The 25,060-nt window shown below is 71.9% G+C and carries 22 protein-coding genes and 1 pseudogene; 13 read left to right on the forward strand and 10 right to left on the reverse strand.

Annotated features, from left to right (window positions below):
- Nucleotides 1-424 precede the first annotated feature (424 nt).
- The 5 genes and pseudogenes from CR165_RS16440 to rfbD all read right to left on the reverse strand — a co-directional run bounded on the left by CR165_RS16440 (nt 425) and on the right by rfbD (nt 5,030).
- On the reverse strand, nt 425-1,423 hold the full coding sequence (locus tag CR165_RS16440) for an asparaginase (RefSeq protein WP_109518036.1): 999 nt from the start codon (nt 1,421-1,423) through the stop codon (nt 425-427).
- Between the two features lie 90 nt (nt 1,424-1,513).
- Nucleotides 1,514-2,095 carry an amidohydrolase family protein gene (locus CR165_RS26025; protein ID WP_281262107.1) on the reverse strand — a complete coding sequence of 194 codons (582 nt, stop codon included), beginning with the start codon at nt 2,093-2,095 and terminating at the stop codon, nt 1,514-1,516.
- Nucleotides 2,096-2,187: 92 nt separating this feature from the next.
- Nucleotides 2,188-3,006, reverse strand: a pseudogene (locus tag CR165_RS26030) (amidohydrolase family protein); the annotation flags it as partial.
- Nucleotides 3,003-4,031 (reverse strand): ABC transporter substrate-binding protein, encoded by a 1,029-nt coding sequence (locus tag CR165_RS16450; RefSeq protein WP_109518037.1) that lies wholly within the window; start codon nt 4,029-4,031, stop codon nt 3,003-3,005. The gene CR165_RS16450 and the pseudogene CR165_RS26030, both read right to left, overlap by 4 nt.
- 102 nt (nt 4,032-4,133) lie before the next feature.
- Entirely contained in the window at nt 4,134-5,030 is an 897-nt protein-coding gene (gene rfbD, locus CR165_RS16455; protein WP_109518038.1) for a dTDP-4-dehydrorhamnose reductase, read from the reverse strand.
- Between the two features lie 313 nt (nt 5,031-5,343).
- Here rfbD and CR165_RS16460 point away from each other — a divergent pair, with 313 nt between their 5' ends.
- Nucleotides 5,344-5,640, forward strand: a complete 297-nt coding sequence (locus CR165_RS16460; RefSeq protein WP_099097508.1) for an HU family DNA-binding protein — start codon at nt 5,344-5,346, stop codon at nt 5,638-5,640.
- 57 nt (nt 5,641-5,697) lie between these two features.
- Here CR165_RS16460 and nikR read toward each other — a convergent pair whose 3' ends face one another.
- Nucleotides 5,698-6,129 carry a nickel-responsive transcriptional regulator NikR gene (nikR, locus tag CR165_RS16465; RefSeq protein ID WP_109518039.1) on the reverse strand — a complete coding sequence of 144 codons (432 nt, stop codon included), beginning with the start codon at nt 6,127-6,129 and terminating at the stop codon, nt 5,698-5,700.
- Nucleotides 6,130-6,295: 166 nt separating this feature from the next.
- On the opposite strand from nikR, the gene nthA reads away from it, so the two are divergent.
- From nthA to CR165_RS16485, 4 genes are all read left to right on the forward strand, one after another.
- Nucleotides 6,296-6,970, forward strand: a complete 675-nt coding sequence (gene nthA / locus CR165_RS16470) for a nitrile hydratase subunit alpha (protein WP_109518040.1) — start codon at nt 6,296-6,298, stop codon at nt 6,968-6,970.
- Nucleotides 6,967-7,620, forward strand: a complete 654-nt coding sequence (gene nthB / locus CR165_RS16475) for a nitrile hydratase subunit beta (protein WP_109518041.1) — start codon at nt 6,967-6,969, stop codon at nt 7,618-7,620. The genes nthA and nthB overlap by 4 nt, the downstream gene beginning before the upstream one ends.
- Nucleotides 7,610-7,942: a nitrile hydratase accessory protein gene (locus CR165_RS16480; protein ID WP_109518042.1), complete on the forward strand. Its 333-nt coding sequence runs from the start codon at nt 7,610-7,612 to the stop codon at nt 7,940-7,942. Before nthB ends, CR165_RS16480 begins: the two co-directional genes overlap by 11 nt.
- A gap of 153 nt (nt 7,943-8,095) precedes the next feature.
- Nucleotides 8,096-9,019 carry a diguanylate cyclase gene (locus CR165_RS16485; protein ID WP_109518043.1) on the forward strand — a complete coding sequence of 308 codons (924 nt, stop codon included), beginning with the start codon at nt 8,096-8,098 and terminating at the stop codon, nt 9,017-9,019.
- Between the two features lie 19 nt (nt 9,020-9,038).
- Here CR165_RS16485 and CR165_RS16490 read toward each other — a convergent pair whose 3' ends face one another.
- The 3 genes from CR165_RS16490 to CR165_RS16500 all read right to left on the reverse strand — a co-directional run bounded on the left by CR165_RS16490 (nt 9,039) and on the right by CR165_RS16500 (nt 12,098).
- Entirely contained in the window at nt 9,039-10,535 is a 1,497-nt protein-coding gene (locus tag CR165_RS16490) for a tripartite tricarboxylate transporter permease (protein ID WP_109518044.1), read from the reverse strand.
- 12 nt (nt 10,536-10,547) lie between these two features.
- The gene (locus CR165_RS16495; RefSeq protein ID WP_109518045.1) at nt 10,548-11,021 is read right to left on the reverse strand and encodes a tripartite tricarboxylate transporter TctB family protein; all 474 of its coding nucleotides are present in this window, start codon (nt 11,019-11,021) and stop codon (nt 10,548-10,550) included.
- Between the two features lie 84 nt (nt 11,022-11,105).
- On the reverse strand, nt 11,106-12,098 hold the full coding sequence (locus CR165_RS16500) for a tripartite tricarboxylate transporter substrate binding protein (RefSeq protein WP_109518143.1): 993 nt from the start codon (nt 12,096-12,098) through the stop codon (nt 11,106-11,108).
- A gap of 709 nt (nt 12,099-12,807) precedes the next feature.
- Here CR165_RS16500 and CR165_RS16505 point away from each other — a divergent pair.
- The 8 genes from CR165_RS16505 to CR165_RS25110 are packed head-to-tail and all read left to right on the forward strand — an operon-like array spanning nt 12,808 to nt 23,756.
- Nucleotides 12,808-14,226 (forward strand): exopolysaccharide biosynthesis polyprenyl glycosylphosphotransferase, encoded by a 1,419-nt coding sequence (locus CR165_RS16505; protein ID WP_109518046.1) that lies wholly within the window; start codon nt 12,808-12,810, stop codon nt 14,224-14,226.
- Nucleotides 14,227-14,237: 11 nt separating this feature from the next.
- Nucleotides 14,238-15,137, forward strand: a complete 900-nt coding sequence (locus CR165_RS16510; RefSeq protein ID WP_146201924.1) for a WecB/TagA/CpsF family glycosyltransferase — start codon at nt 14,238-14,240, stop codon at nt 15,135-15,137.
- A complete protein-coding gene (locus tag CR165_RS16515) occupies nt 15,134-16,594 on the forward strand; it encodes a lipopolysaccharide biosynthesis protein (RefSeq protein WP_109518048.1) in 1,461 nt (486 codons plus the stop codon). Before CR165_RS16510 ends, CR165_RS16515 begins: the two co-directional genes overlap by 4 nt.
- Nucleotides 16,591-17,778: a GNAT family N-acetyltransferase gene (locus CR165_RS16520; RefSeq protein WP_146201925.1), complete on the forward strand. Its 1,188-nt coding sequence runs from the start codon at nt 16,591-16,593 to the stop codon at nt 17,776-17,778. Before CR165_RS16515 ends, CR165_RS16520 begins: the two co-directional genes overlap by 4 nt.
- Nucleotides 17,775-18,500 carry a glycosyltransferase family 32 protein gene (locus CR165_RS16525; protein WP_109518050.1) on the forward strand — a complete coding sequence of 242 codons (726 nt, stop codon included), beginning with the start codon at nt 17,775-17,777 and terminating at the stop codon, nt 18,498-18,500. The genes CR165_RS16520 and CR165_RS16525 overlap by 4 nt, the downstream gene beginning before the upstream one ends.
- Nucleotides 18,501-18,514: 14 nt before the next feature.
- The gene (locus tag CR165_RS16530; RefSeq protein ID WP_146201926.1) at nt 18,515-19,981 is read left to right on the forward strand and encodes a glucosamine inositolphosphorylceramide transferase family protein; all 1,467 of its coding nucleotides are present in this window, start codon (nt 18,515-18,517) and stop codon (nt 19,979-19,981) included.
- Nucleotides 19,978-22,215 carry a GumC family protein gene (locus CR165_RS16535; protein ID WP_109518052.1) on the forward strand — a complete coding sequence of 746 codons (2,238 nt, stop codon included), beginning with the start codon at nt 19,978-19,980 and terminating at the stop codon, nt 22,213-22,215. Before CR165_RS16530 ends, CR165_RS16535 begins: the two co-directional genes overlap by 4 nt.
- Complete coding sequence (locus CR165_RS25110) at nt 22,212-23,756, forward strand: hypothetical protein (protein ID WP_109518053.1); 1,545 nt, start codon at nt 22,212-22,214, stop codon at nt 23,754-23,756. Before CR165_RS16535 ends, CR165_RS25110 begins: the two co-directional genes overlap by 4 nt.
- A gap of 84 nt (nt 23,757-23,840) precedes the next feature.
- Here CR165_RS25110 and CR165_RS16545 read toward each other — a convergent pair whose 3' ends face one another.
- A complete protein-coding gene (locus CR165_RS16545; protein ID WP_181378203.1) occupies nt 23,841-25,055 on the reverse strand; it encodes a family 16 glycosylhydrolase in 1,215 nt (404 codons plus the stop codon).
- Nucleotides 25,056-25,060: the final 5 nt, after the last annotated feature.

The following is a 25,060-nucleotide window of genomic DNA, read 5'->3' on the forward strand; positions in this document are numbered from 1 at the left end:
CCCCAAAAGGCAGCTCAGACAGAACATCCCCAAAAGCATGAAACCCACTCAGCCCAACCTAAAAAAGGTCAAACCAAACCAAGCTTCTTAATACTTCCAGAAAACCCGATGCGATTTTCAATCAACGTTGAGACTTTCTAGCCTACCTGACCAAACCCGTCAAGCAGTTTTTTCAGCCTCTTCTTTACCGCCTCAGAAGAACCCCTCAGCGATGACCGACTATCTAGTGGCGATTACTTCGCCCGTCAATGCCAGAACTGAAGCTTTCTTCCGAAAACCCGCCGCGCCACAAACCAACAACACAGCAGGGCGCGCCTTCTAGGCCCTGGGCGATACCCTGTCAAACAGGATTCGGTGCCCCGCCGGCGATTTCCGGGCCGGCCGCCCGCAGCCCAGCCCGGCGGCTGACGCATGATCCGGCGGCTCAGCCCTCCGCCAGCCGCATGCGGCCCACCTCAAGCCCATTCCAGTTGCGCAGCACAGGCGCGGCCAACGGGGCCAGCACCGCCTCCTCCGCCTCGCCCAGGGACAGCAGACGGCGCAGCAGGCCCGCCATCACCACTTCGGCAGCACGCGAGGCGCCATCGTCGCATTTCAGCGCCACGCCGAGGCCGAGTTCCGGCAGCGCGGCGCAAAAGACGCCCTCCGCCCCCACCTTCACGAAGGCCCGCGCGCCCAGCGCCTCCATCACCCGGGTGTCGAACCGCTCGCTGCCCGCCACCATGAAGGGGTGAGCGGCCACGGCGGCGCGCAGCCGGGCCGCGGCGGCCGCCCGCACGGGCTCCAGCCCGTGCCCGGTGCCGATCCGCGCGAAGCCCAGCGCCAGGGCGCGCAGCGGAATGGCGTAGGTCGGGATGGAGCAGCCGTCGATGCCGTGGCTGCCTTCCTCCAGGCGGAAGCCGGTCACCCCCTCCAGCGCCGCCTTCACCTGGCGCTGCACGGCATGGCCCGGCTGGATGTAGCCCGCCGGGGCGGTGTCCGTGCCGCAGGCGAGGCAGACGAAGCCGGCATGCTTGCCGGAGCAGTTGTTGTGCAGCGCGCTGGGCTCGGCGCCGGTGCAGGCCAGGGCGCGGGCGGCGCCGGCATGGCTCGGCCAGTGGGCACCGCATTCGAGCTGCGCCACGCCCTGCCCCGCGGCCGCCAGCATCCGCGCGGCGACGGCGGCATGGCGCGGCTCCCCGCCATGCGAGGCGCAGGCCAGGGCCAGCGCCTCATCGTCCAGGCCGAAGCGGTCCGCCGCGCCGCTTTCCACCAGCGGCAGGGCCTGGATCACCTTCACGGCGGAACGCGGGAAGACGGGCCGCTCGATATCGCCGGCGGAGAGCACCACCCCGCCCTCGGCATCGACCACCGCGAAGGCGCCGGCATGGCGGGATTCCACCCGGCCGCCGCGCGTCACCTCAACCAGAACCGGGTCCGGCATCGCTTTTCCTCCCATGGCTCGCGCACCCCGGGCGGGTGCGTGCATTTCTCCTGGCTGCACCATGCGGGCCGCCGGCGGTCAAGCCATCCTTCACTCGGCGCGCAGCAGGCGGCGGGAGCGCGTCCAGCCCCGCGCCAGGGCGCGGCAGTGGCAGGCGACATGCGGGGCGATGGCCTCGCACCATGCCCGCGCCCCGGCATTCACGCCGCGCAGGCGCTCGGCGGCGGCATTGGCCTCGGCGGCGAGGCGCGCCTCGTCCAGCCCCAGCACGCGGCGCTCCCGCAGCTTCCAGGCGCCGCCCACCATCACATCGGTCACCGCGCTGCCATCCTCGGTCCAGACGAGCTGGTTCGCCGCGTCGTTGAACGGCGCCCAGTTGATGTGCGCGAGGTCGAGCAGCACCAGATCCGCCAGCCGGCCGGGCGCGATCTCCCCCGCCTCCAGCCCCAGCAGCCGGGCGGAGCCGGCGGTGGCCAGCCGCACCGTCTCGGCGGTGCCGAGCCAGTCCTCCTCCTCCGCCTCCTCCCACAGCCGGGAGGCGAAGGCGGCGAGGCGCATCGCCTCGAACATGTTCTGGTTGTCGGAGGAGGAGGAGCCATCCGTGCCGATGCCCAGCGCCACCCCCGCCCGCAGCGCCGCCCGCGCCGGTGCGACGCCGGAGGCCAGCCGCATGTTGGCACCCGGATTGTGCGAGAGCCCGCCCCCCCCCGCGCCGCCAGCAGATCCAAGTCGGATTGCGTCAGCCAGACGCCATGCGCCACGGAGAAGCGGGGCCCGACCAGCCCCATCCGGTCCATGTGCTCCAGCAGGGTGCCGCCATAGCGTGCCGCGCCGGCGGCGGCCTGGTAGCGTGCCTCGGCCACATGGGTCTGCACCCGCAGGCCGAACTCATCGGCCAGCGCGGCGCAGCCGCGCAGGAAGGCCTCCGAGCCATGCAGCGGGATGGTGGGGCCGAGGCCAAGCGCAATGCCGGCGGCGCCGTGCCGCCAGCCATTCGCCGCGGCGCGCAGCGTGGCGAGCGTCGCCTCGGCCGGCGCCATGCGCATGGCCTCGGCGCGGGCCCGCAGCGGCTCGGGCAGCGCCTCCACGAGGCCGGGCGTCGCCTGGAAGAAGGTGAGGTCGGCCACCATCGGCGCCAGCACGGCGCGCAGGCCGACGCTGGCATAGGCCTCGGCCATCGCCTCCAGCCCCTCCGGGGTGGGGCCGGGGAACTCGGCCGGCAGGTCGAAGGCGGCGGTGCAGCCCTTCTTCAGCATCTCCACGGCGGTGAGCTGTGTGGAGAGCTTCAGCTCGGTCACGCCGCGGCCGCCGCCCACCCAGGGGGCATGGGCCAGCAGCAGCGCCAGGTCCCACTTGTCGCCCACGCCCTTGGCCAGACCGCCATGGCCATGGGTGTGGCCGTTCACCAGCCCGGGGATGACCAGCCGGCCCGTGGCGTCGAAGCCTTCCGCATCCTCCACCGCGCTGCCGGGCGGCAGCAGGGCGGCGATACGGCCTTCCTCCACCAGGATCTCGGCGAAGGGGGCGGAGAGCGCGTCCGGCGCCAGCACCCGCGCGCCGTGGATCAGGCGGCGCACCGTCACAGCATGCGCTCCGAGCGGGGGGGCAGGTAGCGGTCGGTGAACATGCTGGCGGCCTCCGGCGGGGTGCCGATGCCATAGGCCTCGGCATTGACGCGCACCAGCGCCTCGGCCCGCGCCATCTCGAGCGAGCCCAGCCCCTGGGCGCGGCTGTTGGGGGTGATGATGGAGCGGTCCCGCGTCATGGCGAAGCGCCGCGTCTCCAGCGCCTCGTCGAACAGCGGCTCGCGCTTCTTCAGCGAGGCCATGCCGGCGGGCACGTCGTTCAGCAGCAGCTTCAGACCCTCCATGGAGGCCTTCACGAAGCGCGTGGCACTCTCGCCGTTGCGCTCCAGCCATTCGGCGCGGGCGAACAGGCCGGAGCCGGGCAGGTCCAGCCCGTGCTCGGCGTAGGGCCAGCCGAGGATCTGCTCCTCCGGGATGCCGAGGCCCACCAGGTTGAAGTGCACGGTGAAGAGAAAGCCGCTCACCGCGTCCACCTGGTTGGTGCGCAGCATGGTGTCGCGCAGGTTGGCGGCCATCGAGGTCCAGCGGATGCGGGCCGTGTCGATCCCGGCGGCGCGGGCGAAGGCGGGGAAGAGCAGGCGGCTGCCCTCGCCTTCCGGCGCGCCGAGGTGGCGGCCCGCCACGTCCTGCGGCTTCTCGATGCCGCGCCCGCGCAGCGTGACGATGGCCGCCGCCGTGCGGTCGAACACCGGGTAGATCATCACCAGCCGGTTCTGCGGGTATTCGGCGTTGAACTTCACCGCGCCGGAGAAATCGGCGAAGCCGATGTCGTAGGCGCCGGAGCCCACCTTCACCAGCGTGTCGCCGGAGCCGAAGCCGCGGTCCATCCGCACGGCCAGCCCCTCGCGCCGGAACAGGCCCCGGTCCTCGGCCAGGGAGAACATGGCGTGGTTGCCCTGCAGCGCCCAGTCGAGCGCGAAGCGCAGCGGCGCCTGGGCGCGGGCGGTGCGCAGCGCCGGCAGGGCGAGTGCGGCACCCAGGATCAGGCGGCGCGGCAGAGAGGGCTTCGGCGAGGCGGTCATCGGCGGGGCTCCCGGTTCCAAGGGTGCCGCAGGACCAGCAAGAGCCGGGCCACGGGGCCGTGCCCGGCCCCGCCCCCTTGCCTCAGCCCCTCGCCCGGGCCCTCAGCGCCCCGGCGCGGCGGGGAGCAGCTGCTCCAGGCAGCGTGCCAGGGATTGCCGCCAGTCGGCGGGCTGGATGCCGTGCACGGCGGTGATGCGGCTGCAATCGAGCCGCCCATCGGCCGGGCGGCGCGCCTTGGTCGGGTACTGGTCGGTGGTGATGGCGGAGAGCGCCGGCACCTTCGCGCCGCGCTTCTCGGCCTGGGCGAAGATCTCGGCGGCGAAGCCGTGCCAGGTGGTCCAGGGCGCGCCGGTCAGGTGGAAGAGGCCGAAGGCCGGGTCGCCCGCCGGCGCCGCCGCCAGGCGCGGCAGCATGCGGGCGATGGCGTCGGCCAGGTCGTCGGCGAAGGTGGGGGCGCCGTGCTGGTCGGCCACCACCGAGAGGGCGGGGCGCTCGGCGCCGAGGCGCAGCATGGTCTTGAGGAAATTGTTGCCGTCGGCGCTGCACACCCAGGCGGTGCGCAGGATGGCCGAGCGCGGGTTGGCCGCCATCACCGCCGCCTCGCCGGCCTGCTTGGTGCGGCCATAGACGCTGGCCGGCGCCGTCGGGTCGGTCTCGACGTAAGGGGCGCCCTTCGTGCCGTCGAACACGTAGTCGGTCGAGACGTGCAGGAAGGGCAGGCCGCGCGCCGCGGCGGCGGCGGCCAGCAGCCCGGCGCCGGTCGCGTTGATGGCCAGGGCCAGCTCCGGCTCGTCCTCGGCGCGGTCCACGGCGGTGTAGGCGGCGGCGTTGATGATGGCCTCCGGCGCCGCCTGCTCCACCGCGCGGGCGATCGAGGCCGCGTCGGTCAGGTCCAGCTCCGGCGCCTCGAGGGCGGTGACGGCATGGCCATCCTGCGGCAGCCGGCGGGCGAGGGCGAGGGCGAGCTGGCCGGTCCGCCCGGCGACGAGGACGCGCATCAGGCCACCCGCATCTGGGTGGCGCGGCGGCGGTCGGTGATGCTGGGCATGGCAGGGCTCCCCGTTTGCGGAGGGCTCTTTTAGGGAATGGCTCCCGGCCCTGGTAGCCCTCGGCTCCGTGAGATCCGGCGGCATGGGAGACCGGCCTGGATGAACAGGATGCAATCCTGTGGGCCGCTTTCCGCCCCGATACACAAAAAAGGCGTGAAGGTGGGGGCTGACGCCCCCCCAGCCCAGCGGCACGCGCTTGACCACCCCCGGCGGAGTGTGTCTCTCCTGCGCGCGTTACCTCATTACTGCCGGAGTTCGCCTTTTGACCGAAGAAACCCGCCCGCTCAGCCGCCAGGACCTGGTCGACGCCGCCGCCGCCGCGACCAGCCTGCCCAAGACCCAGGCTGATGCCCTGCTGAAGGCCGTCCTGGCCACGGTGGGCGACGCCCTCGGCGCTGGCCGCGAGGTTCGCCTGGCCGGCTTCGGCAGCTTCGCCGTCAGCCAGCGCGCCGCGCGCCAGGGGCGTAACCCCGCCACGGGTGAAGTGGTGGAGATCGCCGCCAGCAAGTCCGTCAAGTTCAAGCCCGCCAAGGACCTGAAGCAGCGCCTGGGCGACTGACCCGAACCGGCGCGGCCGGCGGCACCCGCCCCGGCCGCGCCACTCCCCTGCCCGCCCTCACCCTCTCCGAAGGACGGGCGTCTCGCCGGCATCGTCCGGCAACAGCACCAGACGGCCGTGGCGGACCCCGCGCTCGGCCATCACATGCTCGGCGAAGTGGCGCAGCGCGCCGGCCTCGCCCCGCAGCACCGCCACTTCCAGGCACATCTCATGGTCCAGGTGGAGGTGCAGCGACGACACCGACAGGCCGTGATGGTCGTGGAAGGCGCCGGTCAGCCGCCGCGCCAGGTCCCGCTGCTCATGGGCATAGGTGTAGACCAGCGCCCCCAGGCTCGGCCCGGCCGCGCCCTCCGCGCCGGCGCTCTGCTGCAGGCCGCTCCGCAGCAGGTCGCGCATCGCCTCCGAGCGGTTCTGGTAGCCGCGCCGGCGCACCACCGCATCCAGCTCGGCCGCCAGCGCGTCGTCCAGGGTGACAGTCACCCGTTGCATCGCAGCTCCCTCATCCCGCTTCCGCCGGACCGTATCGCGGCCGCCGGCCCCACCGCCAGCCATGCCTCGCGCGAGGGGGGTCTCCGGCGCCCGGGCCTTGCTTGACCGGACCGGGTGGAAGGACGCACCCTGCGCCGGCCGAACGCAGCGAGGGACCAGCGCCAGCATGACCGGGCATCACCATGGCCACGCGCACGAGCATGAGCATGAGCATGAGCATGAGCATGAGGGCAGCGAGCTTTCCGGCATGGCGCTGCGGGTGCGCGCCCTGGAATCCCTGCTGGTCGAGAAGGGCTATGCCGACCCGGCCGCGCTGGACGCGCTGATCGAGATCTACGAGACGCGCATCGGCCCGCGCAACGGCGCCCGGGTGGTGGCGCGCGCCTGGGCCGACCCGGCGTTCCGCGACCATCTGCGGCGGGACGCCACGGCGGCCATCCACGGCATGGGCTTCACCGGCCGGCAGGGCGAGCACATGGTGGCGGTGGAGAACACGCCGGAGGAGCACAACCTCGTCGTCTGCACCCTCTGCTCCTGCTACCCCTGGCCGGTGCTGGGGCTGCCGCCGGCCTGGTACAAGGCGCCTGCCTACCGCTCCCGCGCCGTGATGGACCCGCGCGGCGTGCTGGCCGAGTTCGGCGTGGCGCTGCCGGAGGGGACGCGCATCCGCGTCTGGGATTCCACCGCCGAGACGCGCTACCTCGTCATCCCGATGCGCCCCGCCGGCACCGAGGGCTGGAGCGAGGAACGGCTCGCCGCGCTGGTGAGCCGCGATTCCATGATCGGCACCGCCCTGGCCCGCCAGCCCGGCGCCGCGCCGATGGCGGAGGCCCCGGCATGAACGGCGCGCAGGACCTGGGCGGCATGATGGGCTTCGGCCCGGTGCGGCCGGAGCCGGAGCATCTGCGCTTCCACGCCGCCTGGGAGAAGCGCGCCCTGGCCGTGACGCTTGCCGCCGGGGCGCTGGGGCAATGGAACATCGATGCCAGCCGCCATGCGCGCGAGACCCTGCCGCCCGGCGAGTATCTCACCTCCGGCTACTACGAGATCTGGATCAAGGGGCTGGAGAAGCTGCTGCTGGCGCGCGGCCTGGTGACGGCGGAGGAGCTGCGCGAGGGGCGGATGCGGGCGCCCGGCCCGGCGCTGCCGCCGCTGCGGGCCGAGGCGGTGGAGCCGGCGCTGATGCGCGGCTCGCCCTATGACCGCCCGGCCACGGCGCCGGCGCGCTTCGCGGTGGGCGCGGCGGTGCGCACCCGCCACTTCCATACCCCGGAGCATACCCGCCTGCCCCGCTACGCGCGCGGCCGGCGGGGCGTGGTCGACCGGGTGCAGGGCGTCTTCGTCTTCCCCGACAGCAACGCGCATGGCCGTGGCGAGGCGCCGCAATGGCTCTACACCGTCCGCTTCGCCGCCGCCGAACTGTGGGGCGAAGGGGCGGACCCGGACCTGACCGTCTCCATCGATGCCTGGGAGTCCTACCTTGAAGCCTGAAGCCATGCCCGCCGAGGCCCCCGGCCTGCCGCGCGACGTGGCGGGGCCGGTGTTCCGCGAGCCCTGGGAGGCGCAGGCCTTCGCCATGGCGGTGGCCGCGCATCAGGCCGGCTGCTTCACCTGGGCGGAATGGACGGCGGCGCTCGGCCGCCACCTCGCCGCCTGCGAGGCGCCCTATTATGCGCACTGGCTGGCGGCGCTCGAGGAATTGCTGGCCGAGAAGGGCATCCTCTCCAAGGCCGAGCTGGCGGAGCGCCAGGAAGCCTGGGCACGCGCCGCCGCCGCCACGCCGCACGGCCAGCCCATCCTGCTGCCGGGCTGAGCGGCGCGCCGCCGCGAGGCCAGGGCAATCCCCGCCAGCCATTGCGGCGCAGCCTGGGCGCCACTATTTCCGCCGGGCCACGGCCGTGCGGGGCAGGTTCTCCGCGCCTTTCCTCCCCCCGCGCTTCCCATCTGGCCAGAAAGGCAGATCGCCATGCCGTTCCGCATCATGATCGTCGATGACAGCGCGACCAACCGGCTGCGGCTGGCCGCCCTGGTGGCGCGGGTGGCGGAGACGGTCTCGGTCACGCATGCCTCGCCGACCCTGGCGCTGGAGGATGCCGCCGCGCAGCCGCCGGACGTGCTGTTCGTCGACTACCTGATGCCGGAGATGGATGGCGTGGCCTTCCTGCGCGCCTTCCGGCAGCTGCCGCGCTGCCAGACGGTGCCGGCCGTCATGATCACGGCGCTCGAGCAGCGCAGCGCGCTGTACGAGGCGCTGGAGGCCGGCGCCAGCGACTTCCTGACCAAGCCGGCCGACGAGGTGGAGCTGCTCGCCCGGCTGCGCAACATGCTGAAGCTGCGCGCCATCGAGCGCGAGCTGTACGAGCTGGCGCATTTCGACGCGCTGACCGGCCTGGCCAACCGCCGCCACTTCCTGGCCTGCCTGGACGAGGCGGTGGAACGGGCCCGGGAGGAGCGGACGCCGCTCTCGCTGGCGGTGTTCGACGTGGACCACTTCAAGCGCATCAATGACGGTTTCGGCCACCCGGCGGGGGACCGGGTGCTGCATGGCCTGGGCACGGCCTGCGGCGGATTGTTGCGGCAGACGGACCTGGTGGGCCGCCTCGGCGGCGAGGAATTCGCCGCCCTGCTGCCGGCCGCCGGCCTGACCCAGGCCGTGCAGCTCTCCGAGGCGCTGCGCCAGGGTATCGCTGGCCTGGCGCTGCAGGATGAGGAGGGGCGGCCCATCCCCGTCACCATCAGCCTTGGCGTCGCCACCCTGGGCCTGGCGGAAAGCGGCGAGAGCCTGCTGCGCCGGGCCGACCAGGCGCTCTACGCCGCCAAGCGGGGCGGCAGGAACCAGGTGCGCATGAGCCCGGGCCCGCTCCCCGCCCCGATGGCCGAGGCGGGCTGAGGCCCGCCCCTGCACCGGCTCACGCCTGCGCCGGCCGGCGCAGGGCGGTGAGGGCGCCGCGGCCCAGCATCAGCAGCCAGATCAGCAGCGTCAGCGCCCCGAGCGCGCCGGCGATCGGCCGCTCGAAGAAGGCCAGCCAGAGGCCGTCCGACTTGATCATCGAGGTCATGAAGTTCTGCTCGAGCATCTCGCCGAGCACCAGGCCGAGGATCATCGGCGCCACGGGCACGCCGTTCTCCTCCATGAACCAGCCCAGCACGCCGAAGATCAGCATCAGCACGATGCCGTAGTTGCTGTTGGTCATGGCGAAGGCGCCGACGATGCAGAACAGCAGGATCAGCGGCAGCAGGATGGTGCGCGGGATGCGCAGCACCTGCTTCATGCTCTTGATCGCCGCCCAGCCGAGCGGAACCATGATGATGTTGGCCAGGATGAAGATGATGAACACCGCATAGATGAACTGCGGGTTCTCGGTGAACACCGTGGGGCCGGGGTTCATCCCCTTCATGTAGAGCACGCCGATGACGATGGCGGTGATGGAATCGCCCGGGATGCCGAAGACCAGGGCCGGGATCCAGGCGCCCGCCACGGCGGAGTTGTTGGAGGCGCCGGCTTCCACCACCCCCTCCACATGGCCGGTGCCGAACTTCTCCGGCGTGCGCGAGAAGCGCTTGGCCATGGCGTAGGAGACCCAGGCGGCGATGTCCGCCCCCGCCCCCGGCAGCGCGCCGATCAGCGTGCCCATGAGCGAGCCGCGGATGAAGTTCAGCCAGTAGCGCCGCATCACCCCGCCCACGCCGCGGAACACGTTGCCGACCTGCGGCACAATGACATGGCCCTGGCGGTGCAGGTCCACCGCGCCCCGCAGCAGCTCCGACACGGCGAAGGCGCCGATCATCACGGCGATGAAGTTGACCCCCGACATCAGGTCGACATTGTCGAAGGTGAAGCGCGGCACCCCCGCCGCGGGGTCGATGCCGATGCAGACAATCGCCAGGCCCAGCAGCAGCGAGACGAAGCCCTTCAGCGGGTCGCCTGTGCCGATGAACACCGCACAGGTGAGGCCGAGGCAGGCCAGCCAGAAATACTCGAAGGAGGAGAAGTTCAGCGCCATCTCGGCGAGCGAGGGGGCGCAGAGCACCAGGAAGAACACGCCGACGATGCCGCCCAGCGCCGAGAACACCACGTTGACGCCGAGGTTGAGGTCGAGCTGGCCCTTCCTGGCCATCAGGTAGGATTCGTCGGCATAGGCGGCGGAGGCGGGCGTGCCCGGCATGCGCAGCATGGCCGCCGGGATGTCGCCGGCGAAGATCGCCATGGCGGTCGCGGTGACGATGGCGCCCAGCGCCGGCACCGGGTCCATGAAGAAGGTGACCGGCACCAGCAGCGCCGTGGCCATCGTCGCCGTCAGCCCCGGCATGGCGCCGACGAACATGCCGAACACCGCCGCGCCCAGGATGACCAGCATCACCGAGGGGTCGAAGACCAGGCCGAAGGCCGTCAGGATCGGGTCCATTGCCGCCCTTCCTCAGAGGATGTCATTCAGCAGGCCGCGCGGCAGGGGCACGCGCATCATCCCGCTGAAGAACCAGTGCACCACCAGCGTCGCCACCAGCGCGACCGGCACGGCCCGCACCGGGCGCTCGCCGAACCACAGGAACAGCGCCAGCAGCAGGGCGAAGGCGAGCGGAATGAAGCCCAGCGTCTCGGCGAAGAGAAGATAGGCCACCACCGCCAGCGGCATGCTGAGGAAGGACAGGGCCTGCCCTCCCCGGAACCACCAGGGCGCCAGCTCGACCCAGGCCTCGCCGCGCCGCCGCGCCGCCAGGCCGCGCCCCACCAGCAGCAGCCCGCACAGGACCAGCCCGCCGCCGAGCAGCCGCGGGAACAGCTCCGGGCCGTAATCCTGGCCCGGGAAGGAGGGGAAGTAGGTTGTCAGCCAGATCATCGTGCCGGCCAGCAGCAGCAGGGCCAGTCCGAGCACGGCATCGTTCACCCGCATCGCGCATGCGCTCCGCAAGGCGCGGCCGGAGGCCGCGCGGGGCAGGAAAAGCGTGGCTCAGGGCAGTTGCGCGGCACGGGGCCGTCAGCCGCGCGCCAGCCCGGCGGCGCGCATCGCCTCGCCCATCGCCGCGTCGGAGCGGCCCATGAAGGTGGCGAACCCGTCCGGGTCCGCCCAGACCGTGCCGAAGCCGCGGGCGTTCATGAAGTCGGTGAACTCCTTGGCCTTGTAGGCGCGCTCCAGCGCCGCGGTGATGGTCTTGGCCATCTCGTCCGGCAGGCCGCGCGGCGCCGCGATGCCACGCCACGCGCCCGTGGAGTAGCTGATGCCGAGCTTCTCGTTCAGCGTCGGCACCGTGTCGAATTGCGGGTTGCGCTGCGGCGCCATGATGGCGAGGCTGCGCGCCCGGCCGGCGTCGAGCATGGCCCGCGCCTCGGGCACGGAGCAGGTGACGATGTCCACGCCGCCCGCCGCCAGGTCCTGCATGGCGGGCGCCGCGCCGTTCGAGGGCACCCAGCGCACATGGTCGGGCTTCAGCCCCATCGCCTGCAGCCAGCCGATCAGCGCCAGGTGCCAGATGCCGCCCTGGCCGGTGCCGGAGGCCTTCATCTTGCCCGCCGGCGCCGCCTTGATGGCCTCGGCCAGTTCCTTGATGTCCTTGTAGGGCGAGGAGGCGCTGACCTGCACGCCCGGCGGGTCCTCGTTCATCAGCGCGAGCGGCCGGTAGTCCTTGTAGGTGAGGTTGGTCAGCCCGGCATGATGGAGCATGGCGATCTCCACCGTGATGATGCCGATGGTGTAGCCATCGGGCTGCGCCGTGGCGATGGCGGAATGGCCGACCACCCCGTTGCCGCCGGTGCGGTTCACCACATTGATCGGCTGGCCGAGATCCTTCTCCAGCAGCGCGCCGATGATGCGGGCCGTGGCATCGGTGCCGCCGCCGGCGCCCCATGGGCAGAGCAGGGTGATGGGGCGGGTCGGGTAGCGGGACTGGGCCAGGGCGGGACGCGCCAGCAGGCCGGCGGCACCCGCCGCCACACCGAAGGCCATCAGGCCGCGGCGAGACACTTCATTCATGGACATTCTCCCCAACGCCCGCTTCGGCGGGTCGTTCTCCTTGTACGATGATAGACTAAGGGGCGGCGCGCGGTCTGGGCAAGCATGCAGCGGGATCGCAGGATCCGGACGCCAACGGCATGGCCGGCCGGCCGGCTGTGAAGCCTGGGCCAATCTGCGCGCCGGCATGGCCGGGCAGGAACGGTCCCCCCTCCGCCGCGCGCGCAGGCAGAGAGACGGAGAGGCGCAGCCTGGCGTTCAGCCGCCCCTGCGGCTCCAGCGGATGAAGCCGCCGACGACGCGCTGATCGCCGGCCCGCGGCACTCCGTGGGAGAGCGGAAAGCAGGACGAGATCCGCCGGACCTGCCCCCGCCCGTGCCGGAACCGGTCAGCCGCGGCAGCACCTCCCGCAGCGAGGAAACACGGCCGGATCAAAGCGCAAGAAGCCCGCCGGACAGACCCTGAACACAGCACACGCCGAGGTTGTCCGGTTTCCAACAGTCACACTGAAAAATTCAAAATTTATATTCCGGCGAAGAAAAGAAACTAAAAGTTTCGTTGTCGGAACTTATTTCGTTATGGTAAGCAAATGTAATCTCGTTGGAGCATGCAGCACAGCGAAGGTGATCGAGGCTCAGCAATGACACGCACCCCGCGCGCCCCCTCCTACGTTCTGCCCGAGCCCAGCGTCGCAGGGGTGGAAACGCCTTCGCATCAGGAACTTCCGAGGATGGTGCCGGCATCCGGCCTGCGAGGCGGCAGGCCGGGGGCCATCGATGCCCTTCGCGCCGCGCAGGGCTGGGCGGACCTTCCCTTCTGCAGGCTGTTCCCGTGGTGCGTCGATTTTCTGCTCCTCATTCTTTTTTCCGTGCCTGTCCCGGGCTGGGAACCGGGCGCGCCATTCCCGGTCGCGCATCATGCGCTCCTGGTGCTGGGCGGCACCCTGCTCTCCGCCCTGCTCAACCGGGTCGCACTGGCGGATCTCGAGCAATCCTCCGGCGCCACGACGCGGCGGCTGTTCTTCCGGGCGGCGCTTGCCGCGGCCGCGACGTCGCTCATCATCGCCCTCTCGGAGCATGTCCTGCTTCGGGCGGATGCCACCGCGGAATTCCTCTGGCTGCTGGGCGGCTTCATGCCGCTCAGCGCCACGGCCCATGCCATGACGGCCTATCTGATAGGGCTGCGGCAGACAGTGCCGATGCGCCTGGCCCTGGTCGGCCCGGCGGCGCGGTTCGCCACCTTCGAGGCAGGGCTGAGGCACCGGTCCGGGCAGGGCGCGGTCGTGGTCGCCCGGGTGGGCGGCGCGGTCGATGCCGAGATCGAGCAGTTGCGGCACCTCATCCTCGGCCAGCAGGTCGACGTCGTGGTGCTGGCCACGGGCGGGCTTGACGCGAACCGCCTTTCCGATGTGGGCCGGGCCCTGGCCGAGGCGCCCGCGCGGCTCTGCTTCCTCGCCGACCCGATGTCCTTCGACCCCACGCTCGAGGAAGCGTTCCGCTGGTCCGGCCTCGGCGTGGTGGAGATCCTGCCCCATCCGGTCCGCAGCGCCGAGTGGTCGGTCAAGCGCGGCCTCGACGTGGCATTCGCCCTGATGGCCCTGGCCTTCATGGCGCCGCTCCTGCTGCTGATCGCGATGGCCATCCGCCTGGAATCGCCAGGGCCGGTCCTGTTCCGCCAGTGGCGGGTCGGCCTGGGCGGCAGGCCCATACAGGTCCTGAAGTTCCGGTCCATGTACATAAAGGGATGCGACGCATCGGGCGCCGCGCGCACCCGGGCCCGCGACCCGCGCGTGACGCATGTGGGTCGCTTCCTGCGGCGCACCAGCATGGACGAGCTGCCCCAACTCTGGAACGTGCTCCGGGGCGACATGTCCCTGGTCGGGCCGCGCCCGCACGCGCTGGCCATGCAGGTGGAAGGCAGGCCCTATGCGGAGGTGGTGAGCCAGTACCGCCTGCGCCACAGGGTGCGGCCCGGCATCACCGGATGGGCCCAGGTCAATGGCGCGCGCGGCGAGGTGGACACGCTGGAGCGGGCGCAGAGGCGGATCATGCTCGACCTCTGGTACGTCGATCACTGGTCGCTTGCCCTGGATTTCCAGGTGCTGCTGCGCACCGTGCTCGGCGGCTTCGCCAGCTTCCGGGCCGATTGAGGAAAGCCGTGGTGCGGACAGCCCCGGAGCTTCCCCCCTGGACGACGCGCTCCGCCGACGGAACGGCCGGCGCCTCCAGCCTGGCCAACGCCGAGAGCGAGATCCATGCGCCCACCCGGCACGCCGTGCACCGCACGCTGACACTGGGTGTCGTCGTCGATGCCTGCCGCGATCTCTCCACCGCCGTGGAGGCCGTCCGCAGGCAGATGCGGCTGCCGGCGCGGGCGAGAAGCCAGGCCTTCCTGGTCACCTTCGTCAACCCGGCCACCGTGGCCGCGACGGAGCGAAGCATCTGGCTGCGCGTCGCGCTGCAGAATTTCGACCTGGTGCTGCCGGACGGAATCGCCATGGCGCTGGCGACCGGATACCTCTCCGGCTCCAGCGCGGCGCGTATCAGCTTCGACACGACCTCCCTCGCCCTGCCGGTCCTGCACCTTGCGGCCGAATACGGCAGCGGCGTCGTCCTGGTCGGCGGCCGGGAGGGTGTCGCCCGGCGCGCCGCGGACCGCATCGCCGAACGGTTTCCCGGGCTGCGCATCCTGGGAACGTGGCATGGCTACGGCGACATGGCGGCGTCCGTCCGGGCGGTGCACGACACGGCACCCGACATCGTCATCTGCGGCATGGGCAGCGGGCCGCAGGAGGAGTTCCTGCTGCGCCTCAGAGCCGCGGGGTGGCACGGCGTCGGCTTCACCTGCGGCGGCTATCTCGACCAGACCGCCGGCGGCCTCGAATATTATCCGGCCTGGATCGACAGGACGAATCTCCGCTGGCTCTACCGCCTCGCCCGCGAGCCGAGGCGTCTCTGGCGCCGCTACCTGGTGGATTACGGGCGCTTCGCCCTCCGCTTCGGCAGAGCCGCCAGGGACCGTGCCCGCCCCGGGCCTGCGGGCCGCGGAGCTGGCCGATGAGCGGTGGGCGGAGCGACGCCAATGGCCGCACGCTGCGCGCCCTGTTCTGGACGATGCTCGATGTGGGCGGCAGCCAGGGCCTCGCGCTGCTGCTCTACGTCATCCTCACCCGGATCCTGACGCCGGGCGAGTATGGCGTCTTCGCCCTCGCCCTCGCCATCACCGCGATGGCCAACACGGTGCTGTTCCAGGGCTTCGCCGACGCGCTGATCCAGCGCGAGGCGCCGGACGAGGATGACCGCAGCACCGCCTTCTGGACGAACCTGGCGCTGGGCGCGGTGCTGACCATCCTCCTCGTGCTGAGCGCGCACACCCTCTCGGCGGCCTTCGGCGACGCCTCCCTCTCGCCCGTCCTCCAGGCCATGTCCGTGCTGTGCCTGCTGCGCGCGCTGGTCAGCGTCCATTCGGCGCTCTGCCGGCGGGAGATGCGCATGGCCATCTTCGCCCTGCGCGCCATCAGCGGCTACGTGATCGGCGGGCTGTGCGGCATCGCGCTGGCGATGGCGGGGTGGGGCGTCTGGGCGCTGGTGGCGTGCCAGCTCATCCAGGCCGTCGTCATCCTCGTCGTGATGTGGACGACGATCCGCTGGACTCCCCGGCTGCGCTTCTCGCGCCGGTCGCTGAAGCGGCTCGCCGGCTTCAGCAGCCCCTTCATGATGGCCGGCATCTTCACCGCCATCGCCGACAAGGTCGACAACCTGATCATCGGCGTGATGCTCGATGTCGTGGCTGTCGGCCACTACAATCTCGCGCTCAAGATGATGCAGGCGCTTGGGTTCATCGCCATGTCGCCGCTCGCCCTGCTGATGATGCCGGTGCTGGCGCGGCTCGCGCACGACCAGGCGGCCTTCCGGGACGAGTATGTCCGCCTCGTCACCGCCTCGCTGTCCATCTGGCTGCCGCTGGCGATCGGCCTCGGCTTCCTGGCGCCGGCGGTGGTGCCCTTCACCTTCGGTCCGCAATGGATGGATGCCGTGCCGGTTCTGCAGGCCATGGCCCTGGGCGGCGCCACCGTGCCGCTCTGGGCCTTCACCGGTCAGGCGCTCTCCGCGCTTGGCCGCCCCAGCGCCTATGCCTGGCTGGCCGGCGGGCAGCTGGTCCTCGCCGCCATCGCCTACGCGCTGGCCTCGCCCTTCGGCATCGTCGCGGTGGGCGTCGCCTGGGCCGTGGTCTCGGCGCTGCTGGTGCCCATCCACCTGTACGTGCTGGAGCAGATCTCGGGCAGGAGCCTCATGCCGCTGGTCGGCAACGCGCTGCGCCTCGCCGCCGCGGGGGCGGGCATGGTGGCCGCGATGCTCGCCGGCGACCGGCTGTCCGGCGGCAGTTCCTGGCTGGCCGGCATGGCCGGCGGCCTGGTCTACCTGGCCCTGCTGGAGACGGTGCTGCTCCCCCGCTACGTGAGCGGCGGGATCCGCTCCGCCCGCCTGGCCTTCTTCGCGCACGGAGGCAGCCGATGATGGCATTCCCGAGGCTGCGGGCCGGGCGGGCCGCCGCTTCCCCCCCGGCGGGTCCGGCGGGCGGCGGCGGCGCCCTGATCGAGATCCTGCGCGACCCGGACCGCCTCGCGGCGCTGGGCCCGGCGTGGCGCGCGCTGGAGACCCAGGCGGGCGCCGGTACCTTCCAGTCCCATGACTGGATCTCGGCGTGGTGGCATGGCGGCGCCGCCCGCTCCGGCTTCCGGCTCCACCTCGCCCTGGCATGGGATGGCGACGAGCTGGTCGGCGTGCTGCCGCTGGCGGTCCGCCGCCGTCACGGGCTGCGGGTGCTGGAATGGGCGGCGAAGGATGTCAGCGACTACTGCGACGCGCTCCTGGCGCCTTCCCGCGGGGATCTCATCCTTCCCCTGTGGCGCGCGGCGCGCGCGCAGGGCGGCTTCGATGTCGCCTATCTCAGCCATCTCCGGCCCGGCGGCGTGCTGGAGTGCCTGGACCGGGACCGGCTGCGGCTGTGGCCGGGCCGGCGCTCCACCATCGCGTCGGCGCTCCGCCTCGGCGCATGGAGCAGCGGCGCCGGGTTCATGCAGTCGCTCACCGCCGGGGAGCGGCAGAACTACCGGCGGAGCCGCAAGATCCTGGCGCAGGGCGGGCCGGTCCAGTTCCGCGTGCTGCAAGGGGCGGAGCTGTGGCCGGCGGTCGAGAGGCTGCGGCAGATGAAGCTGGACTGGCTGCGGCGCACCGGCCTCGCTTCACCGCTGTTCAGCGACGACGGGACCATGCTGCGCAGCCTGACCACGGCGCTGGAGGCGCGCGGATGCCTGCGCGTCTTCGTGCTCGAGGCCGGGGGCAGCATCGCCGCCGTCCTGCTCTGCATCGCCGAGGGCGGCCGCCTGCTCGGCCTCAACCGCGCCTATGAGCAGAGCCTGCACCGCGCCTCGCCCGGCACGCTGGCCCTGATCGAGAAGATCTCCTGGGCCATCGACCATGGCTTCACCGAGGTCGACTTCCTTTGCGGCGACGAGGCCTACAAGCAGCGCCTGGCCAACACCTACCTGCGCCTCGGCACGCTGGTGCACGCGCGCACGCCGCTCGGGCTGGCCGCCCTCGCCTCCGATGCCTGCATCCCGGTGATGGCGCGCCTGCGCGCCCGGCTCGGCGCCTTCCCGGGTTTCTCCGTGGCCTTCTCCAGGGTGCCCAGAACATGATCCCGAAACGCATCCACTACGTCTGGGTGGGCGGCCCGATGCCGGACCGCTACCGCGTCCTCGTCGACCACTGGCGGCACCTGCATCCGGACTGGGAGCTCGTGCACTGGAGCGAGCGCAACATCGACTTCTCCCACGCGCCGCTGCGGGAGGCCTATCGGCGGCGGCAATGGGCAAGGGTGTCCGACATCGCGCGGCTGTTGGCGGTGCACCGCCATGGCGGCATCTACCTCGACACCGATTTCAAGGTCCTGAAGCCGCTGGACCCGCTGCTCGACAACCAGTGCTTCCTGAGCTTCCAGGATTCCCCCAAGCCCAGCGACCTGCTCGCCAACGGGTGCCTCGGCGCCGTGCCGGGCCACTGGTTCATCGGCGAGGCTCTGGAGGCCGCGCTGCGCCTGCGCAGCCTGCCCTTCGGCCTCGACCGGCCGACGCGCTCCGGCCCGAAGCTCGTCACCCGGCTGATGCGGCGCCACGGGCTGCGCGCGGAGACGGCCGATGTGCAGGCGGAGGCCTGGATCGGCGACATCCGGATTTATCCGTGGCGGGTGTTCTTCCCCTATCCCCACGGCGGCGAGTTCACCCCCGACTGCATCACCGAGGACACCCTGGCGGTGCATCTCTGGGAGCGCTCCTGGAGCGCGAGCCTGCCCCGTCACATCCGGCTCGCCCAGGCGGCGCGCAGCCGGGTCTCCCGCGTCCTGCATAGCCTTCACACCTGAGGAGGAAGCCGAGCATGTCGCCCTGGCAGCGTGAACTCCGGATAGCAGGCGGGGCGGCGGTGGCTGCCTTCGCCGAGAAGCTCCATCGCTCGCTCGGCCCGGCAGTCCGGGTGGCGGTCGAGGCGGAGCCGGCCTCCGCACGGCCGGACGCCGATGGTGCCGAAACCGTGCTGCTGCGGGTCGCGCCCGGGAAGCCGGCCGCTGCCGGCGGGCGGGCGTGGCGGATCGTCGACGAGCATGGGGAGTTCCTGTGCTCCCCCCGCTTCGGCCTGCGGCAATGCTGCCGGGCGCCGGGCCTGCTGTCCCTACATCTCGTGGAGGATTCCCGCGCGGGCGCACCGGGGAGGGTCCTGGCCGAGGCGCATCTCGGCGCCTGGCGCCCCCATCCCGAGCTCAGGGAAGCGGCGATGAAGGCGGCGGCTGCGCTGGTGGCCGAGGCCATCCGCCATCCTGGCCGGGCTACGCGGCCCTGGGCGCCCCTCCCCCGCAAGGCCGCCGACTGGCCGGGGCGCTGGCGTCTCGCCTACGGGCTGAAGCGGGCACGCGACAAGCTGACCAGCGAGAACTGGGCGGTCGGCGTCACCGAGGTCGCGCCGGAGGAGCTGGGGAGGAGCCAGATCATGCCCGGCATCCGCTGGACCGTGCCGCCCAGCGCGGAGGGCTACCACGCCGACCCGTTTCCCTGGCCGGGACGCCCGGGCATGGCGCTGTGCGAGTATTTCGACCACGCGACCGGCCTCGGGCGCCTCCGCGCGCTGCTGCTCGGGGCCGAGGCCGGTACGGTGCTGGCCGAGGAACTCCCCGTGCAGGTCAGGGGCCATCTCTCCTACCCGTTCTGCTGGGAGGAGGATGGGCGGGTGTTCTGCACCCCCGAAATGGCGGCGAGCCGCCGGCAGGTGATCTTCGAGCTCTCGCCGGACGCGCCGCCGCGCGCCGTGGCCACCGTCGCCGAGGAGGTGGAGATGGCGGACCCGACCTTCTTCCGCCATGGCGGCCTCTGCTGGCTGGCCTACACGGATGTCTCCTTCGGCCCGCACGACAATCTCTGCCTGATGTTCGCGGAGAGCCTCGAGGGGCCGTGGACACCGCATCCGGCGAATCCGGTGAAGATCGACATCAGGTCCTCGCGCCCGGCCGGCCCGTTGCTGGCGGTGGGCGGCCGGCTGCTGCGCCCTGCGCAGGATTGCGCCGCCTCCTACGGCGCCGCGCTGGTGGTCAACGAGATCCTCGAATGCACGCCCTCCTCCTACCGCGAGAAGCCGGTGGCCGTGCTGTCGCCGGACCCGGAAGGGCCGTTCCCGCACGGGCTGCACACCATCGCCGCCATGGCCGATGGCCACTTCCTGGTGGATGGAAAGCGCATTTCCCTGAGCCCCGGCATCCTGCTCCGCCGGCTGGCGCGCCGGCTGCCGTCCGCGGACTGGCTCCGGCGCCCCGGCGCCCGCCCGATCCGGAAGCCCGCAGCAGGATTGAGAGGATGAGCACCAAAGCCCCCTACACCCTGCGCCTCAGCGCCGATGCGGCCGCACCGCCCGAACCGTCCTGGGCGGTCGAGCGCGAGCGCAACGTCGCCGCCAGCGCATGGGCGGCCGCGCGGCGCCGCAAATGGCTGATCCTCTCCGTCACGCTTCTGGTCTTCACCGGCGGCTTCGCCGGCCTCCTGGCGCTTCCCCCGGCCTACCGGGCCTCGGGCACCGTGCTGCTGGAGGCGCCGAAGACCGTGGTCTTCCAGCGCCCGGGCGTCACCGCCAGTACGCCGCCGGCCACGGAGATGCTGGCGGACGAGCTCGAGGTGCTGCGCTCGCGGGAGCTGCTGCGGCGCGTCGTGGCCAGGCTGGGGCTGGAGGCCGACCCGGACTTCAACCCGCTGCTGCGCCCCTCCCGCCTGCTGGCGGCAGCCGACAGTCTCATCGGGCTGCTGGGCCGCTGGTCCGAGGAACCGGTGCACCGGCTCCTGGCGCTCCTCGGCGTGCAGCGCGCGGAGGCGGGCGGCCTCGACGCGACCGTGCAGAGCCTGGACCGCAACGTCACCGTCGGCCCCATCGGGCGCAGCCGCGCCATCGAGATCACGGCGACGGCACGGGTGCCGGAGCGGGCGGCCGCGATCGCCAATGGCGTGGCGGAGGCCTATCTGGAAATGCGGGCCGAGCTGCGGGCGGCGGAGCTGCGGTCCATCAGCGCCTGGATGAATTCGGAGCTGGCCGCGCTGCGCGCCCGCATCGACACCTCGGCCCGCGCGGTGGTCGAGTTCCGCGCCACCAACGGCGTGGTCAATGGCCTCTCCCGCACCGATCTCAGCGCCAACCTCGTGCAGCAGGAGATTTCCGAGGTCGCCAGCCAGATCACCGCCCTCCGCCTCCGCCGCTCCGAGCTGGCGGCACGGCTGCGCGACGCCGAGGCGGCGATGGCGGCGCGGAACATGGATGGCCTGGCGAGCGTCCTCGACTCCCGCACCATCCAGCAGTTCCGCGTGCAGGAGGCGCAGTCGGCGGCGCGGCTGGCGGATCTCGCCTCGCAGTACGGGCGCTCCCACCCCGCCCTGCAGGCAGTCAACGCGGAGCTGGCCGATATCCGGCGCAACATCGCCCGGGAGGCCGACAGGATCCTCCAGAGCACGCGCAACGAGGCGGGCGTCGCGGAGACGCACTACCGGGCGCTCACGGAACGGCTGAGGGCGCTGCGCGGCGAGGTGGCGCAGGCGGATGGCGTGGAGGTGAGGCTGCAGGAGCTGCAGCGCGACGTCTCGGCGGACCGCCTCGTGGCGGAGAACTTCCTGGTCCGCGCGCGGGAGCTCGGGGCGGAGGCACGGCTCCGCGACACCGGCGCGCGGGTGGTCTCGGAGGCAACGGTGCCCCGCCTGCCCTACGCGCCGAACCTCCAGCTGCTGCTCCCCCTGCTGGCCTTCGTCTCCCTCGGCGCCGGCGGCGTGGCCGCGCTTGCCCGGGAAGCCATGGCGCGGGGCATGCGCAGCGTGGAGGATCTCGGCGATGCCGGCGTCGTGCCGCTCGGCGTCATCCCGCTCTGGCGCCGCCGCTGGGACCGGCTGGGACAGGCGATGTTCCGCGAGGCCATCGCCGGCCTCTGCGCCCATCTGGTGCGCCCCCGGCCCGGCGGGGTGGCGCCGCGCAGCCTGCTCGTCACCTCGGCCAATCCGGGCGAAGGCAAGAGCACGGTCGCGCGCGCCCTGGCGGCCGAGGCGGCGGGAAGGGGCATGCGGGTCATCCTGGTGGACGCCGACCTGCGCGGCCAGCGCCGCCGCGGCCCGGCCGAGGCCGGCCTCTCCGACGTGCTCCGCGCGGACACGACCCTGCACGCCGCATTGCGGCCCGTGCCGGACGGGGACTACCGCTGGCTGCCCCCCGGGCCCCGGCCGCCGAACCCGACGCAGCTCCTGGCCTCGGGGGCCATGGAGCGGCTCCTGCGGCAGATGGAGGCGGAGGCCGAGCTGGTGATCATCGACGCGCCGCCCGTTCCCATCGGCGGCGACGTGCCGGCCCTGGCGCGTATGGCTTCCCAATCCGTGCTGCTGGTCCGCTGGGAGCACACCCGCGCCGATGAGGCCGCCGCGGCGCTGCGCAGCCTGCGGATCGCCGGCGCCGCGCTGGCGGGCGTCACCATGAGCATGGTCGATACCCGCTACAACGAGCAGTACCGGCACGGCGATGCCAGCTTCTTCTCCCGCCGCATGCGCCGCTACTATCTGGCGCGCGGATGAGCGCCACCCTCGCCCCGGCCGGCCTCCGCCCGGACCCGGCGGCGCGGCCGGTCACGGGTGCCACGCCAAGCGCCACGCCGGGCGCCATGCCGCTGGGGCTGGCCATCGCCCACGCGCTCGGCTGGCAGGCGGCGGGGCTGGCGCTGCTGGCGGCGCATGTGCTGCTGGTGCGGGAGCTGGGGCCGCTCGCCTCGGCCGTGGCCCTGGGCGGCCTGCTGCTGCTCTACGCCTGGCTGCCGCTCGCCGGGCTGGTCGTGTACTGGCAGCTGGCGCTCTACCAGAACGCCATGGTCGCCTTCTTCTGCGACGGCATGCAGCCGGGCTCCTTCCAGGTCCTGCTCGGGACCGGGTTCATGGCGACGGGGCTGCTGGGCGCCCTTGCCGCGGCCCGCCTGCTGCTCTCGCGCCGCGGGGCGGCGGCGCCGGCGCGGCGCATCGTCCTGCTGGCCTGCGCCGCCATCGCCCTGTCCACCGCCTATGCCGCCTACGGCGCCCTGCTCTCCTCCCCCGCCTCGGCCGCCGTGTACCTGCGCGCGGCCACCGGGATGCTGCTGATGCTGCTGGTGGGGCTGGATGCCGGCCGCGTCTGGAGCTTCCGCAGCCTCGCCATCGGCTATCTGGTCTCGCTTGCCGCGGGGCTCGGCTACAGCGCGCTGGAGGTGGCCGATCCGGCCTGGTTCTACGAGATGACGGGGGGCATCCCCTTCATGAACCTCAAATACACCGCCGCGGAGCTGGACTGGCCCTTCCACACCGCACGCGACCTGATCGCGACCCGCACCAGCGTCCTGTTCAACGTGACGGGCAGCGAGGCAACCGCGCTGTCCTTCCGCTTCGGCGGCCCGAACATCCACCCGATCAGCTATGCCTATGTGATCGCCATGGGCGGCATCGCCGCGCTGGCCCTGCGGTGGTACGGCAGCGTGGTGCTGGCGGCGGCGGTCCTGGCCGCGATGGGCGTGAAGGGCGCCATGCTCACCCTGGTCATGACACTGGGCCTGTGGCTCTTCTGGCACTGGGCCGGCCGGGCGCGCCTGCTGCTGGCGGTCATGGCGGTGTCCGTCGTGACGTATTCGGCGGCGGTGATCCACGTCGGCCTGCGGAGTGGGGATTTCCATGTCATCGGGCTGATTGGCGGCGTCGATGGATTCCTGCGCAACCCGCTGGGGCACGGTATCGGCGTGGGCGGCAACCTGTCGGACACGGCGCGCGCCGGCGTCGACATGATCGACCTCCAGAACAACGGGGCGGATTTCGCGCTGGAGAGCGCCATCGGCGTGCTGCTCTACCAGCTGGGCCTGGGCCTGCTTCTCCACCTCGCGGCCTTCGCCGCGCTTCTGGCGGCGGCCAGGCCGCGGCGTGGATGGCGGCACGCCCGGCCCCAGGCAACGGACGCCATCTTCATCGGGGTGGCCATGACGATCGTGAACGGCCTGTTCCAGGAGGAGGCCTACACGGTCTACGCGCTCGGGGTCGCGATGCTGTTCGCGGGGGCGCTGGTGGCCAATCAGCCGCCGGGCGGCCGGCCGGCCCGGGCGTGACGCCGGGCCGGCCGATGGCTCCCCGCACCGGGAACGCCCCGGGCGGCAGGGGGAGGCCCCGGCGACCGGGGCCTCCGGGCCGGCTCAGGCGAAGATCAGATCCGCGGCGGTGACCGCCGCGTTCGGCATCCAGATCTCATCGGCACCGGCGTGCAGCAGGGTGCCGGAGACGCCGTCATGGCTCTCCTGCGCCCAGTCCACGTCACCGCGCTGCAGCCCGACGAGCTTCAGCTTGTCGGTGCCGTTGGCGAAGTCCTGGATGATGTCGTTGCCGTCACCCTTGTGGAACACGTTGGTGTCGCGGCCCGGACCGTTCCAGATCTGGTCGTTGCCCTTGCCGCCGGTGATGGTGTCGTTGCCCGCACCGGCATAGATCTGGTCATCGCCGTCGGTACCGGTGAGGGTGTTGCTGCGGCCGTTGCCGTCGATGACGCGCCCGGGCACGCTCGGCGCCGGCGCGGGCTCCTCCACCGGCGCGACCGGCGGGGGGACGGGCGTGGCGCTGTCCGGCTCGGCAGAGCCGACCGCGCCGGCCGGAATACCGCCGCCCCACTCCCACGCCTTCACGTAGTCGATCTCCATGGAAGCCGTCGCCCCGTCATCGGCATTGCCGTGCCAGGCGCCATCGGCGCCGACATGCAGCGACAGGGTGAGGTACATGGGCTTGTTGGCGTCGGAGGGCGTCGGCGTCCGGAAGGTTTCCTGGCCGTCCAGATAGTAGACGATCTCGTTCGGGCCCCAGTCCACGCCATAGGTGTGGAACTCGGCCGTGGTGGAGGTCGCGGCGTCGGTCCAGTCGGAACGGGCATTGCCCGTCTGGGTGTGGACGGTGTTGATGACCGTGTTGGGCTCGCCCCCGCTGACCTCGGAGACGTCGATCTCGGGCGGCCAGGAATGGTCGGAGGGGATCATCCACAGCGCGCTGAGAAAGCCGTCGCCAGGGGCATTTTTCGCACGGAACTCGAAATACCCGTATTGCTGCGAGAACATCTCGTCCGTGTGCAGCATGCCGGATGCATGGGTCACCCAGTCGGGCTCGTTCGGCACCCCGGTCTGGTCGATCGGCTTCGCAGTAATCTTGAGAACGCCGTTCGATTGCGAGAATGGATTGTACCCGGTGGACGAGTCAGAAAAATAGACTCCATCCGTTTTGTCGTCCGAGTATCTCGAATCCCAGAACCACTGCGATTTCCAAGTTCCTTGGCCTGTCGAGTCTCGTCCGTTGGGACTAATGTCAATCGGGTTGCTGAAATCCTCTTGGAAGGTCAGTTTCGGCGTGGTGCTGGGGACAGTGGCCACAAAAT

This window comes from Teichococcus aestuarii (genome assembly GCF_003116135.1).
Classification (GTDB): domain Bacteria; phylum Pseudomonadota; class Alphaproteobacteria; order Acetobacterales; family Acetobacteraceae; genus Pseudoroseomonas; species Pseudoroseomonas aestuarii.